The sequence below is a fragment of the Thauera sp. 2A1 genome (assembly GCF_009469595.2).
Classification (GTDB): Bacteria; Pseudomonadota; Gammaproteobacteria; order Burkholderiales; family Rhodocyclaceae; genus Thauera.
This window is the reverse complement of the sequence record NZ_SSXV01000030.1, coordinates 1-13,410: the sequence shown is the minus strand read 5'-3', so window position 1 is coordinate 13,410 and position 13,410 is coordinate 1. Positions and strand designations below refer to the sequence as shown.

The following is a 13,410-nucleotide window of genomic DNA, read 5'->3' as shown; positions in this document are numbered from 1 at the left end:
CCGGGCACCCGCTGCCCGGGCCAAGCGATGCAAAGCCGGCCATGCGCCGGCTTTTTCACGCCACAGCAGGCGGGAGTGCATCGCTAGAATGCAGTGATGAACGTCGGTTCCATTCCCTTCGGACGCGGCATTCCGTATCGCTTGCAGTTGGCGCTGTCCTATGGACTGTTCGGCCTGCTGTTCGGCGGTTTGCTGGTGCTCGACCTGCAGCGCATCGACGCGCGCATGGACTTCATCGCGCGTGGTCGCGGCGCAGACCTGTTCGGGCTCATCGAGCTGGCGCGCGACTGGAACGCTTCGCACAAGGGCGTGTATGTGCCGGTCACCGCGGCGACACAGCCCAACCCGTATCTCGATCACCCCGAGCGCGACCTGACGGCCACCAACGGCACGAAGCTGACGCTGGTCAATCCGGCTTTCATGACCCGGCAGATCGGCGAACTGGCCGAGCGCACCGAGGGCATCAAGCTGCACATCACCAGCCTGAAGCCGATCCGTCCGGCGAACCGGCCCGAGCCGTGGGAGGAGGAGGCCTTGCGGTCCTTCGAGCATGGCAGCAAGGAAGTCCTGCGTCTGGTCGAGGAAGGCGGTGTGCCGGTGTTCCGCTACATGGCACCGCTGCAAGTCAAGCCCGCCTGCCTGCATTGCCACGCTGCGCAGGGCTACAAGGTCGGTGATGTCAGGGGAGGCATCTCGGTGACCGTGCCGGCAGCGGGTTTGCTGGCGGTGCGTGACGAGCAGCGGCGGCGTGCACTGTGGCTCCATGGCGGGGCCTTCCTGCTTGCGGGCGGGCTGGTGCATCTGCTGCTGTGGTCCGATCGCCGGCGGCTGCAGGCGATCCAGCGCCTGACGCGGGCGCAGGACGAAGTCATCGCCGAGCGCACCCGCGAGCTTGCGCTGACCAATACCAGCCTCGCGCGCGAGGTCGAGGAACGACGCGATGCGCAGGAGCGCCTGCAGCAAAGCGAATTGCGTCATCGTGCGGTGTTCGAGCATGCGGCCGAAGGCATGTTCGTGACCGATCACGACGGCCGCATCCTGCAGGTGAATCCGGCCTTCACCGCCATCACCGGCTATGCGGCCGAAGACGTCCTTGGTGAGAATCCGCGCGTGCTGACATCGGGCCGTCACGACGCTGCCTTCTTCGAGTCCATGTGGTCCGCCCTGCTGCGTACCGGGCATTGGCAGGGCGAAATCTGGAACCGCCGCAAGGATGGCGGGATCTTCGCGGAGTGGCTGTCGATCAAGCGCCTTGGCGACGAGCAGGAAGGCTATGTCGCGATCTTCTCGGACATCACCCGTCGCAAGGAGGCAGAGGCGGCCGTCCTCCACCTGGCGCATCACGACGCGCTGACCGGGCTGGCCAATCGGGTGCTGTTCAATGCCCGCGCGTATGAGGCGCTCGCCTTCGCGCGGCGGCACGGGAACCGTTTTGCGTTGCTGATGGTCGATCTGGACCTGTTCAAGGAGACCAATGACCGCCTCGGCCACCCAGCCGGAGACGCGTTGCTGGTGGAAGCCGGCCAGCGCCTCCTCACCTGCGTGCGTGCGACCGACACGGTGGCGCGCCTGGGCGGGGACGAGTTCGCATTGATCCTGCAGGAAGTCCATGCGCTCGCCGAGGCCGAGCAGGTGGCCAGGCGGGTGTGCGGCCTGCTGGCGCAGCCCTTCCTGCTGAAGGAAGGCGAGGCCACGGTGTCCGCCTCGGTGGGGATCGCACTTTATCCCGATCACGCGTCCGGCCTGGATTTGCTGCAGAAGTTTGCCGACGATGCGCTGTATCGGGCCAAGCGCAGCGGGCGCAACCGGCATTGCGTTCATGCGCCGCCCGGCGACGGGCTGGCCGACTAGAAGGAAACACGTGTTCCGATACTTCGAAAACCGGGTCGATCCGTACCCGGACATCCGGCCGTCACCGCCGCCGCGTGGCTTTCTTGCCTTCCTGTGGGCGGGAACCGCCGGGATGCGCCCGTTCATCCTGGCGATGACGCTGCTCACGGCCACCATCGGCGCGTTCGAGGCCCTGTTGTTCGCCATGCTGGGCCGCATCGTCGACTGGCTGTCGCATGTGGAGCCGGCGCGGCTGTGGGAGCAGGAAGGCGGGCGCCTGCTGCTGCTGGGCGGGATCATCCTGTGCAGCAGCGCACTGGTGGCCCTGCAGACCATGCTCAAGCACCAGACGCTGGCGGGCAATTTCCCGATGCGGCTGCGCTGGAACTTCCACCGCGTCATGCTCGGCCAGAGCATGAGCTTCTACCAGGACGAGTTCGCCGGCCGGGTGGCGGCGAAAGTCATGCAGACCGCGCTGGCGGTGCGCGACACGGTGATGATCCTGACCGACATCCTGGTCTTCGTGGTGATCTACTTCGTCACCATCGCCGCGGTCGTGGGCAGTTTCGCCGGCTGGCTGCTGCTGCCCTTCCTCGGCTGGCTGGGCCTCTACGTCATCGCCTTGCGCTGGTTCGTGCCGCGGCTGTCGCGCGTGTCGCGCGCGCAGGCCGATGCGCGCTCGCTGATGACCGGGCGCATTACCGACGCCTATACCAACATCGCCACGGTGAAGCTGTTCTCGCACGCGGGCCGCGAGGCCGCCTATGCGCGTTCGGCGATGAAGGAGTTCATGGTCACGGTGCATGGCCAGATGCGGCTGGTGAGCGGCATCGAGGTCGTCAACCACACCTTGAGCATGTTGCTGATCCTGTCGACCGCCGGCGTCGCGCTGTGGCTGTGGACGCGCGGCGAGGTGGGCGTGGGGGCGGTGGCGGCGGCCACCGCGATGGCGCTGCGCCTGAACGGCATGTCGCACTGGGTGATGTGGGAGATGGCCTCGCTGTTCGAGCATGTCGGCACCGTGCAGGACGGCATCAACACGCTGTCGCGCCACCAGTTGGTGCGCGACCGGCCGGAGGCGAAGCCGCTGGTGGTGCGCCAGGGCGAGATCCGCTTCGAGAACCTCAGCTTCGCCTACGGCGCCACCGGCGCGCAGGCGCGCAAGGTCATCGACGACTTCTCGCTGGTGATCCGCCCCGGCGAGAAGATCGGCGTGGTCGGGCGCTCGGGTGCCGGAAAATCCACGCTGGTGAACCTGCTGCTGCGCTTCTACGACATCGAGCAAGGGCGCATCCTGATCGACGGCCAGGACATCGCCCACGTCACCCAGGACAGCCTGCGCGCGCAGGTCGGCATGGTGACGCAGGACACTTCGCTGCTGCACCGCTCGGTGCGTGACAACATCCTGTACGGTCGGCCGGACGCCAGCGACGCCGAGATGATCGTCGCCGCCAAGCGCGCCGAAGCGCACGACTTCATCCAGACGCTGACCGACCCCAGGGGCCGCCAGGGCTACGACGCGCATGTCGGCGAGCGCGGCGTGAAATTGTCTGGTGGCCAGCGCCAGCGCATCGCCATCGCCCGCGTGATGTTGAAGGACGCCCCCATCCTGCTGCTCGACGAGGCCACCAGCGCACTCGACTCCGAGGTGGAAGTGGCGATCCAGGCCAGCCTGTACCGGCTCATGGAAGGCAAGACGGTGGTGGCGATCGCGCACCGGCTGTCGACCATCGCCGCGATGGACCGGCTGGTGGTGATGGACAGGGGACGCATTGTCGAGGAGGGCGACCACCGCAGCCTGCTGGCGAAGGGCGGCTTGTACGCCCGCCTGTGGGCGCATCAGAGTGGTGGCTTCCTCGGCGAGGAGGCGGAGGACGAAGACGCGGGAGAACTGCCGCAAGACCGCCTCGCGACGTCGGCCTGAAGGGGGCGGCAGCTCGGTGCAGGCAAAAAAAAGCCTCGTGTTGCCACGAGGCTTGAACCATCTCGAGGGGTTCGAGAGGAGGAGACGGATGCAACTATATCGGTGCGGCCATTAAGTTGCAAGTAGAAACTGTTGCTAGATGCAATCAAATTGATTTGGATCAAGCCGAGCATGCCGTGCGGGAGCGAGACGACGCCCGTGGCGGCTCATTTCAGGCCCGTTGCCTCATGAACGACCCCGCCCAGGATGCCGTCCCGCCGGCGATGTTCCGCTGGATTTCCGAAGTGCCTGCCGACCGACCGGTGGCGCTGCTGGTGCGGCATTCGGTGCGCGACGAGTTGCCACACGACGACATCGGCTACGAGCTACCGCTCAACCCTTTGGGCGTGCGCCTTGCCCGCAGCCTTGGCGCGGCGATGCGCGGACGTGTGCGCAGCCTGCGCAGCAGCCCGGTGAGCCGTTGCGTCGAGACGGCGGCGCTGATCGGCGAGGCGGCCGGTGCCGCGTTCGATACCGTGCCCGACCGCATGCTTGGGGATCCCGGCGCCTACGTGATCGACCGCCAACTCGCCGGCCGCAACTGGCTGGCCATGGGCAGCCGCGGCATCATGGCGCACCTCGCGTTCCGCGACGATCCGTTGCCGGGCACGGAACATCCCGACGTCGGCGCGCGCAAGCTGGTGCGGCACATGCTGGATGTCGCGGCCGATGCGCCGGGCCTGCATGTCTTCGTCACCCACGACATCCTGCTCGCTGCCACCGCCGCGCGTTTCCTCGGACCGCCCCGTGGGCCGGAGCCCTGGCCGCGCTATCTCGAAGGCGCATTCTTCTGGCGCGACGAGGCGGGGCTCACCGCCGCTTACCGCGATGCATCCCGCCCCGGCCTGGCCGATCCATCGCGCGTCTGAGTTGCTGCGGTGCTTTCCGCTTTGATCTAGCATGAATGACAGAGGCGCAAGTCGCGCCACGGCCCAAGAGGGGAGACATGGCATGGGGTGCACTCGCTCGAGCCCGATCGAGGCGGACGCGGGCATGGTCCCCGCAAGGCTGCGTTCGCTGGTCCTGGTGCTCATCACCTTGCTGGCGACGATGCTGGGGGCGTGCGGCCTCAAGCAGGAGGCGCCTCCGCCCGCTACCGCACCTGCGCCGCCGTCGCCAACGCCAATGCCGCAACCTCCGCCGCCCCCGTCCGTGGCTGCTCCCGCGCCGGCTCCGACACCGGCCCCCGCGCCCGATGTGCGTCCGCCTTCACGAAACGGGCATCCCGTGTCAGGCGACGGCCACAGCGCGCCGACGCTGCCCTCCTTCCCGTGGCCGCCGCCGCGCTATTCCGCGTTCTCCAGCATCGAGCGCGAATGGGTCGCGCCGGCAGCCGGCGCCACGCTGGGCTCCGCGGCGGCCAGGCTGGAGCGCGCCTTCGATGCCGCCGGCTACGGCGAGCGCAGCTATTACCGCATTCCCGGCGGCTTCGCGCTCGCCTCGCGCATCGAGCAGATCCGCGCCGACGCGTCCCCGTTTGCGCCGCCGGATCGCTGGACGGTGGCGACGCCGCCGATGCGCGAGGGCCTCATCGACATCATCCGTGCGCTGTTCAACGCGCCGCCGGGTTACTACCGCGTGATCGTGTTCGCGGTGACCGACCGCGACTTCGCCGCGCGCGAGGAGCCGCCGACCGAGGCCGATGCCCGGCGCTGGGCATCGGGTGGTGCGCTGCGCCTGCCGGCGGAACTCGGCGCGCTGCCGTACTCGGCGCAGCACTACACCACCGCGCTGATCTACGAGTTCGAGCGCCGCGCAGACCAGCCGGAGGCGAGCCTGCGCCTGCCGAGCGACTCGCAGGGCCGCACGCACCTCGAGCGCGCCGGCTTGTGGCAGGCGCTGGCGGCGCAATGACATGGGCGCCCAGCTTTCCGCCGACGGCGTGACCGCCCTGCGCCGGCTGGCGCAGGTCTCCCTGCTGTTCGCGGTCGCCAGCCTGCTCGCCACCGCGGCGGCGTTGATGCTGCTGCCCTATGCCGCCAGCTCGGGGCAGGGCATTGTCGTCGGCGTGGGGCTGCTGGTCGGCGCGTCCGCCTTTGCCTTCGGCGTCATGATCAGCCTGCGCAAGCCGCGTGCAAGGCGGCTGGGCTTCTTCCTCGTGGCCATGGCCTTCATCGCCGCGCTGCTGTTCGGCCTGCTGGCGGTCGCGGTGCCCGAATCCGCCGCGGCCTTCGTCGGGTGGACGCTGGTGCTGCTCGCCTACGCGGCGTTCGCCGCCCACCGCCTGGTGCGCTGGCCGGCCGCCGTGCGGGACGAGCCGAAGGCGGAACTGGGCATCTTCATCTCCTACCGCCGCGACGACAGCCGCGAGACGGTCGGCCGCATCCACGACCATCTGCGCGAAGGTTTCGACGAGCAGAGGATCTTCCTCGACGTCGATCGCCAGGCCGCCGGCGAGGATTACCGGGTGGTGATCGGCCGCGCGCTTCAGCAGGCCGACGTGGTGCTGGTGGTGATCGGCATGCGCTGGCTGACGATCGCCGACCCCGGCGGCCTGCGTCGCCTGGACGACGCGGACGACATGGTGCGCATCGAGATCGAGACCGCGCTTGCGCGCCGCCTGCGCGTGATCCCGGTGCTGGTGCAGGGCGCGGCGATGCCGGGCGAGGACGCACTGCCGCGGTCGCTGCGTCCGCTGAGCTTCCTCAGCGCATTGCCGGTGCGTCCCGATCCCGATTTCCGGCCCGACATGGAGCGTCTGGTGGCGGCGTTGCTGGGCGAGGAGCCGGCAGGCGCCGACGCGGAAGCGGCCATGCCCGGCACCGCCTGAGCCGGGCGCGAGACGCGGCTCGGCGCCACCTCAGCAGCCATTTCGCCCGGCCGCGGCTGGCGCGCGCAGCCCTCAAATTGCGCCGACCGCGCGCAAGGCGGCGATCTCATCCGACGAGTAGCCGAGTCCGCCGAGCACCGCCTCGTTGTGCTCGCCCAGCGCCGGTCCGATCCATTCGGTGCCGCCGGGCGTGTCCGACAGCTTGGGCACGATGCCCGGGACGCGGCAGTCGCGGCCGTCGGGAAGTTTCACCATCTCGATCATGCCGCGGGCGAGGAATTGCGGATCGGCGAACATGTCGGCCACCGAGTAGATGCGCGAGGCCGGCACGTCGGCGGCGGCCAGCGCCGCCAGCACCTCGGTCTCGTCATGCGCCGCCACCCAGGCGCCGATCGCCGCGTACAGCTCATCGCGCCGCGCATCGCGGCCGGCGTTGTCCGCCAGCGCGGGGTCGTCGGCGAGATCCGCGCGGCCCATGGTCTGCATCAGCCGCCGGAAGATAGCGTCGCCGTTGGCGCCGACTGCCACATGCTTGCCGTCGCGAGTGGTGTGGGTGTTCGACGGCGTGATGCCGGGCATGATGTTGCCGGTGCGCTCGCGCACGAAGCCGAACACGTCGAATTCCGGCACGAGCGACTCCATCATCGCGAACACCGCCTCGTACAGCGCCACGTCCACCACCTGGCCCCTGCCGCCGTTCACTTCCTTGTGGCGCAGCGCCATCAGCGCGCCGATCACCCCCCACAGCGCCGCGATCGAGTCGCCGATCGAGATGCCGGTCTTCACCGGCGGCCGGTCGGGAAAACCGGTCACGTAGCGCAGCCCGCCCATCGATTCGCCGATCGCGCCGAAGCCCGGCTGCGCCGCCATCGGCCCGGTCTGGCCGAAGCCCGACAGGCGCACCATCACCAGCCCCGGGTTCAGCGCCGACAGCGCGTCCCAGCCCAGGCCGAGTTTTTCCAGCACGCCGGGGCGGAAGTTCTCCACCACGATGTCGGCGCCCGCCACCAGCCGGCGCAACACCTCGCGGCCCGCCTCATGCTTGAGGTTCAGCGTCACCGACTTCTTGTTGCGCGCCTGCACGTACCACCACAGCGAGGTGCCTTCGTACAGCTTGCGCCACTTGCGCAGCGGGTCGCCGCCGTCGGGCGCTTCGACCTTGATCACCTCGGCGCCGAACTCGGCCATGATGCGGCTGGCGAAGGGGCCGGCGATCAGCGTGCCGAGCTCGATCACCTTCAGGCCGGCGAGGGGTTTTGCGGTGTCGGTCATGGGCAGTGCTTTCCGGTTCGGGGTGTCGTCGTGGGGGCGGCGCAGGAGGCTGCTGTCGGCGGGCTGCAGGCGGCGGCCGGATCAGTCGTCCGGCACGCCGGCCAGCTCGGGGAACAGCACGTCGGTGAAGCCGAAACGGCTGAAGTCGCGCACCCGCATCGGGTACAGCATGCCGATCAGGTGGTCGCACTCGTGCTGCACCACGCGCGCATGGAAGCCCTCGGCGACGCGGTCGATCGGCGCGCCCTGCGGATCGACGCCCCGGTAGCGGATGCGGCGTTGGCGCGGCACCACGCCGCGCAGGTCGGGCACCGACAGGCAGCCTTCCCAGCCGTCCTCCATCTCGTCGTCCAGCGGCGTGATCACCGGGTTCAGCAGGATGGTCCGCGGCACCGCCGGCGCGTCCGGGTAGCGTTCGCTGCGCTCGAAGCCGAAGATCGCCACTTGCAGGCCGACGCCGATCTGCGGCGCCGCCAGCCCCACGCCGCCGGCTGCGGCCATGGTGTCGAACATGTCGGCGATCAGCGTGTCGAGCTCGGGCGTGCCGAAGGCCGTGACGGGGGCAGCGGGCTGCAGCAGGCGCGGATCGCCCATGCGGAGGAGGGTGCGGACGGTCATTGGAGCGGTTCGAAATCGGGCGGGGACGAGCGCAATTATGTCAGCCCGCAAGCCGCCGGCCATAATGCCTGGCCTCATGTGGATCCTGATTGTCGTCGAACGATGAAACCCCGCCCGCCCACCGACTACCTCGCCGGCTACCCGCCGGCGCTGCGCCAGCAGGTGCAGGACCTCATCGACCAGGGCCGCTTCGCCGAGGTGCTGCGCCGCCGCTACCCGCGGCCGCACGCGGTGCGCAGCGACGCCGCCCTTTACGACTACGTGCAGGACCTCAAGGCTGCCCACCTGCGCAACGCCGCGCCGATCAGCAAGGTCTGCTACGACAGCAGGATCCATGTCATCCGCAACGCGCTCGGCACCCACACCACGATCTCGCGGGTGCAGGGCGCCAAGCTGACGGCCAAGCGCGAGATCCACATCGCCCCTGTTTTTCGCGACGTGCCCGAGGAATTCCTGCGCATGATCGCCGTGCACGAGCTGGCCCATCTGCGCGAGCGCGATCACGACAAGGCGTTCTACCAGTTGTGCCTGCACATGGAGCCGCATTACCACCAGTACGAGTTCGACCTGCGCGCCTATCTGACGTGGCGCGACGCGACGGGGGAGGCGCTGTGGCAGGGTGTGCCGCGGTAGGCGGCGGGTCTGGACCGTGCCATCGGTCCGTTGGCGGCCTCGCGGGCGGCTGGGATGCCGCGGCCGCAGGCCGCTGGACGAGCGGGCGAGGGCCTGGTCAGGGACACACGCCGGTTGCCGCGGATTGTCCCCATCCCTTGGGGACAGTCCTGTGCGCGAGGCTGTGGATAAGCGCGCGCAGGCCTTGTCCGCTGAGGGCTGCCGGCCGGTGCTCGATCTTGATGCAGGATGGGCTGGTCGCGTGTTCGAGCGGGCGCATGCGGCACGGCTGCTGTCATTTTGAAGGAGGCGGCATCATGAAACCGCGCATCAGCGTCATCACCCTCGGCGTCGCCGACCTCGAGCGGGCGCTGCGTTTCTACCGCGACGGACTTGGACTGGCGACCGACGGCATCGTCGGCGAGGAATTCGAGCATGGCGCAGTCGCCTTCTTCGATCTGCAGGCCGGGCTGAGGCTGGCGCTGTGGCCGCGCGCCAGCATCGCCCACGACACCGGCCTGCCGTCAGGCGAGCCCGCTGCGGCCTTCACGCTGGGGCACAATGTCGCCTCGCGCGCCGAAGTCGATGTGGTCGTAGCGCAGGCGGCACGGGCCGGCGCGACGATCGTCAAGCCGGCGCAGGCGACTTTCTGGGGCGGCTATGCCGGCTATTTCCAGGACCCCGACGGCCATCTGTGGGAGGTGGTGTGGAACCCGCAATGGCTCCCCGGCGAGGGTGACTGAGTCCGATACCGCGCGGCTGCACCGAGCACTACCGTAACGAGGTTTCCATCATGACGCTGCAGCAGCTCCTCGGCATCGAACTCACCATCATCCAGGCGCCGATGGCCGGCGTGCAGGGCAGCGCGCTGGCGGTGGCGGTGAGCGAGGCCGGCGGCCTGGGTTCGCTGCCCTGCGCGATGCTTGGCATGGAGGCCCTGCGCCAGGAACTGGCGGCCATCCGCGCGCAGACTTCGAAGCCGTTCAACGTGAATTTCTTCTGCCATGCCGCGCCCCGGCCCGATCCGGCGCGCGAGGCGGGCTGGCGGGCGGCGCTGGCGCCGTACTACGCCGAGCAGGGGATCGATGGCGGCGCGATCCCAGCCGGCCCGGCGCGGCTGCCCTTCAGCGCCGAGGCCGCCGACGTGCTGGAGGCCTTCCGGCCGCCGGTGGTGAGTTTCCACTTCGGCCTGCCGGCGCCCGCGCTGCTGGCGCGGGTGCGGAGCTGGGGCGCGCGCATCCTGTCGTCGGCGACCACCGTCGAGGAGGCGCGCTGGCTCGAGGCGCACGGCGTCGATGCGGTCATCGCGCAGGGGCTGGAGGCGGGCGGCCATCGCGGCCACTTCCTGGCGGACGACATGGCCACCCAGATGGGGACCTTCGCGCTGCTGCCGCAGATCGCGCGGGCGGTGAGCGTCCCCGTCATCGCCGCCGGTGGCATTGCCGATGCACGCGGTGTCGCCGCGGCGATGGCGCTCGGTGCAGCCGGCGTACAGGTCGGCACGGCCTATCTGCTGTGCCCGGAGGCCACCACCGGTGCGCTGCATCGTGCCGCGCTGAAGAGCGAGGCGGGGCGGGTCACCGCGCTCACCAACCTGTTCACCGGGCGGCCGGCGCGCGGCATCGTCAATCGCATCATGCGCGAGCTGGGGCTGCTCAGCGCCGCCGTACCCGCCTTCCCGCTGGCGACGGCGGCCATCGCGCCGCTGCGGGCAAAGGCCGAATCCCTCGGCAGCGCCGACTTCTCGCCGCTGTGGGCCGGGCAGAACACCAGCGGCTGCCGCGAGATGCCGGCCGGTGCGCTGACGCGCGAACTGGCTGCCGGACTGTCGGTGACGCGATGACGGGGTGCGCCCGACGCCCCGACGAACCTCGCCCTGTCCGCCGGCACGGCCAGCACATGCTCCGGGCGCGGCAGGTCCGTTCGCCGATAGACGATCGGCCCCGGCGCCACGCTTTCCGCGCGCGCGATCACCAGTTCGTAGCGGGCGTAGCGGGCGTCGCGCCATGGCGCCTCCGACGCGGGTTGTCGTTGCTCACGATGGTACGCGTGCGGTCGGCGGTCGGGAGGGGGCGAGCGGGGAGCGCCACGCGTTTTCCCCAGCCGGTGGGGACAGGCCTGTGGGTGATCCTGTGGATAAGCCGGCCGCTGCCTTGTCGGACATGGGGAAACCGTCGGTGCTCAGTTCGAAGGCAGCCGGCGGGGCATCGTCGGACGGCTCTCGTGCGCCGGGGGGCGCTGCGATTCCGTCCCCTTCCGTCCCGGCCGTCCGGTTCCGGTCGCATCCATCGTCGATGCCCTTGTCCCGGGTTCGCCTTCGGATCGACAGTGACGGAGCGATGGATGCCGACGCGAACACGATGATCTTTCGCGCTGCTCACGGATCGAGGGGCGAGTCATGTCATGACCTCGCTTCCTTCCTTGTCCACAATTGCCTGAAAGGCGGACCGACGCCTGTGCATTTGCCGCAATCGGATCGACGTGTCCTTCGGTCCGGAACGCTCGCGGCCTGCAAGACCAAGGATGAGATGACCAAATGACTTCGCGCCAAGCCCTGTCGGCCCTGACCGTCGGTGCCATCGGTGTCGTCTTCGGCGACAGCATGATCACGCCGGCGATCTCCGTGCTGGCGGCCGTCGAGGGCCTGGGGATCGTCACCCCCGCCTTCGATCCCTACATCATCCCGATCACGCTGCTCGTGCTGAGCGGCCTGTTCTTCATCCAGCGCAAGGGCACCGGCGCGGTCGGACTGCTTTTCGGGCCCGTCATGATCGGCTGGTTCGCGATCCTGGGCGTGCTCGGCATCGTCGAGATCGTCCGGCATCCGCAGGTGCTGGCTGCGATCAGTCCGCTGCATGCAACCGACTTCATCCGCCATGATCCCACGCTGGCCTTTCTGGCGCTGGGGTCGGTGGTGCTCTCGGTCACCGGCGGGGAGGCGCTCTACACGGACTTGGGGCACTTCGGGCGACAGCCGATCCGCCTCGCATGGTTCGGCTTCGTGTTGCCGGCGCAGGTGCTGAACTATTTCGGCCAGGGCGCGCTGCTGCTCAACGAACCGGCGTCGATGGAGAGCCCGTTCTTCCACCTCGGCCCGAAGTGGGCGTTGATCCCGATGGTGGTCTTCGCGACCGTGGCCACCGTGATCGCGTCGCAGGCCGTGATCTCCGGCGCGTTCTCGGTGGTGCGGCAGGCCGTGCAGATGGGCCTGTTGCCGCGCATGCTGATCGTCCACACCTCCGGCAAGGAACAGGGGCAGATCTATATCCCCTTCACCAACCTGACGCCCTATCTCGCGGTGGTCGCGCTGGTCGTCGGTTTCAAGAATTCGTCGAATCTCGCGGCGGCCTATGGCATCGCCGTCACCGGCACGATGCTGATCGACAGCATCCTGATCGGCTTCGTGATGGTGCTGCTGTGGCGGTGGAGCTGGGTCAGGACGGGCGCGATCGTCGGCGCGCTGTTGCTGGTCGATATCGCCTTTTTCGCCGCCAATGCGATCAAGATTCCGCAGGGGGGCTGGTTTCCGATCGCCATGGCTCTGATCGCGTTTACGGTGCTGACGACCTGGAAGCGCGGTCGGCGGCTGGTGGAGGACGAACTCGTCAAGCAGAGCATCCCCGTGCATGCCTTCCTCGACATGATCGGCGACGTTCACCGCGTCAACGGCACGGCGGTGTTCATGACCAGCAACAAGGAAGGCGTGCCGTCGGCGCTGCTGCACAACCTCAAGCACAACGAGGTGCTGCACGAGCGCGTCATGCTGGTGACGGTGACCACGGCAGATACGCCCTATGTGAACGACATGGAGCGCCTGTGCCTTCACCGCATGAAGGAGGGCTTCATGCGCATCATCATCCGCTACGGCTTCATGGAGGATCCGGACATCCCCGGCGCGCTCGAGCAGTGCTGCCGTTTCGGCGAGCGCTTCGACCCGATGGACACGACCTTCTACCTGTCCCGTGAAACGATCATCCCGACGATACGTCAGCGCCGCATGCACTGGCTGCGCGCGCGCCTGTTCGTCTTCATGGCGAAGAACGCGACCAACGCCACCGACTTCTTCAAGATTCCGAACAACCGCGTCGTCGAGCTGGGGACGCAGCTCGTGATCTGAGCTTGCCGCGTCCGCGGTGCGATCGACCTGGTCCGCGTGGAGGGCCCGGATCCACTCGGCTCATGCAGACATCTGCGCTTTGCCCATGCGCGAACGTTCATCGACGATGACGACGTGCAGGTAGCGGGGGCCATGGGCGCCGAGGACCAGGCTGCCCTCGATGTCGGTGGTGCCGCTGGCGCCGGTGATGATGTTGACGTTGCGCGGCGGGCGCTGGCCGGCGGTGGC

Annotated in this window: 12 protein-coding genes; 9 read left to right on the top strand and 3 right to left on the bottom strand. The window is 68.9% G+C overall.

Going from position 1 to position 13,410, the window contains the following annotated elements:
* Positions 1–96: 96 nt before the first annotated feature.
* From GH664_RS20115 to GH664_RS20095, 5 genes are all read left to right on the top strand, one after another.
* Positions 97–1,851: a diguanylate cyclase gene (locus GH664_RS20115; protein WP_153169900.1), complete on the top strand. Its 1,755-nt coding sequence runs from the start codon at positions 97–99 to the stop codon at positions 1,849–1,851.
* Between the two features lie 10 nt (positions 1,852–1,861).
* The gene (locus GH664_RS20110) at positions 1,862–3,754 is read left to right on the top strand and encodes an ABC transporter ATP-binding protein (RefSeq protein WP_194270453.1); all 1,893 of its coding nucleotides are present in this window, start codon (positions 1,862–1,864) and stop codon (positions 3,752–3,754) included.
* Positions 3,755–3,981: 227 nt separating this feature from the next.
* Entirely contained in the window at positions 3,982–4,662 is a 681-nt protein-coding gene (locus tag GH664_RS20105; RefSeq protein WP_153169898.1) for a histidine phosphatase family protein, read from the top strand.
* A gap of 82 nt (positions 4,663–4,744) precedes the next feature.
* Complete coding sequence (locus GH664_RS20100) at positions 4,745–5,647, top strand: hypothetical protein (protein ID WP_153169897.1); 903 nt, start codon at positions 4,745–4,747, stop codon at positions 5,645–5,647.
* Between the two features lies 1 nt (position 5,648).
* Entirely contained in the window at positions 5,649–6,563 is a 915-nt protein-coding gene (locus GH664_RS20095; RefSeq protein ID WP_153169896.1) for a toll/interleukin-1 receptor domain-containing protein, read from the top strand.
* Positions 6,564–6,635: 72 nt separating this feature from the next.
* On the opposite strand, the gene GH664_RS20090 is transcribed toward GH664_RS20095, so the two are convergent.
* Together GH664_RS20090 and def are read right to left on the bottom strand one after the other, a co-directional pair.
* A complete protein-coding gene (locus GH664_RS20090) occupies positions 6,636–7,835 on the bottom strand; it encodes a CaiB/BaiF CoA-transferase family protein (protein WP_153169895.1) in 1,200 nt (399 codons plus the stop codon).
* 81 nt (positions 7,836–7,916) lie between these two features.
* Positions 7,917–8,453, bottom strand: a complete 537-nt coding sequence (gene def / locus GH664_RS20085; protein WP_153169894.1) for a peptide deformylase — start codon at positions 8,451–8,453, stop codon at positions 7,917–7,919.
* 102 nt (positions 8,454–8,555) lie between these two features.
* On the opposite strand from def, the gene GH664_RS20080 reads away from it, so the two are divergent.
* From GH664_RS20080 to GH664_RS20065, 4 genes are all read left to right on the top strand, one after another.
* Positions 8,556–9,086: a M48 family metallopeptidase gene (locus GH664_RS20080; RefSeq protein WP_153169893.1), complete on the top strand. Its 531-nt coding sequence runs from the start codon at positions 8,556–8,558 to the stop codon at positions 9,084–9,086.
* Between the two features lie 296 nt (positions 9,087–9,382).
* Positions 9,383–9,808: a VOC family protein gene (locus GH664_RS20075; RefSeq protein ID WP_153169892.1), complete on the top strand. Its 426-nt coding sequence runs from the start codon at positions 9,383–9,385 to the stop codon at positions 9,806–9,808.
* Between the two features lie 50 nt (positions 9,809–9,858).
* Complete coding sequence (locus GH664_RS20070) at positions 9,859–10,908, top strand: nitronate monooxygenase family protein (RefSeq protein WP_153169891.1); 1,050 nt, start codon at positions 9,859–9,861, stop codon at positions 10,906–10,908.
* A gap of 693 nt (positions 10,909–11,601) precedes the next feature.
* A complete protein-coding gene (locus tag GH664_RS20065) occupies positions 11,602–13,182 on the top strand; it encodes a potassium transporter Kup (protein ID WP_153169890.1) in 1,581 nt (526 codons plus the stop codon).
* Between the two features lie 60 nt (positions 13,183–13,242).
* On the opposite strand, the gene GH664_RS20060 is transcribed toward GH664_RS20065, so the two are convergent.
* The coding region (locus GH664_RS20060) for an LUD domain-containing protein (RefSeq protein ID WP_194270452.1) at positions 13,243–13,410 on the bottom strand (168 nt) is incomplete at its 5' end.

Excerpts from the sequence above, each read along its gene's own strand:
- GH664_RS20115 (WP_153169900.1), top strand. The coding sequence starts at position 97 with ATGAACGTCGGTTCCATTCCCTTCGGACGCGGCATTCCGTATCGCTTG.
- GH664_RS20105 (WP_153169898.1), top strand. The coding sequence starts at position 3,982 with ATGAACGACCCCGCCCAGGATGCCGTCCCGCCGGCGATGTTCCGCTGG.
- GH664_RS20100 (WP_153169897.1), top strand. The coding sequence starts at position 4,745 with ATGGGGTGCACTCGCTCGAGCCCGATCGAGGCGGACGCGGGCATGGTC.
- GH664_RS20095 (WP_153169896.1), top strand. The coding sequence starts at position 5,649 with ATGGGCGCCCAGCTTTCCGCCGACGGCGTGACCGCCCTGCGCCGGCTG.
- GH664_RS20090 (WP_153169895.1), bottom strand. The coding sequence starts at position 7,835 with ATGACCGACACCGCAAAACCCCTCGCCGGCCTGAAGGTGATCGAGCTC.
- def (WP_153169894.1), bottom strand. The coding sequence starts at position 8,453 with ATGACCGTCCGCACCCTCCTCCGCATGGGCGATCCGCGCCTGCTGCAG.
- GH664_RS20080 (WP_153169893.1), top strand. The coding sequence starts at position 8,556 with ATGAAACCCCGCCCGCCCACCGACTACCTCGCCGGCTACCCGCCGGCG.
- GH664_RS20075 (WP_153169892.1), top strand. The coding sequence starts at position 9,383 with ATGAAACCGCGCATCAGCGTCATCACCCTCGGCGTCGCCGACCTCGAG.
- GH664_RS20070 (WP_153169891.1), top strand. The coding sequence starts at position 9,859 with ATGACGCTGCAGCAGCTCCTCGGCATCGAACTCACCATCATCCAGGCG.
- GH664_RS20065 (WP_153169890.1), top strand. The coding sequence starts at position 11,602 with ATGACTTCGCGCCAAGCCCTGTCGGCCCTGACCGTCGGTGCCATCGGT.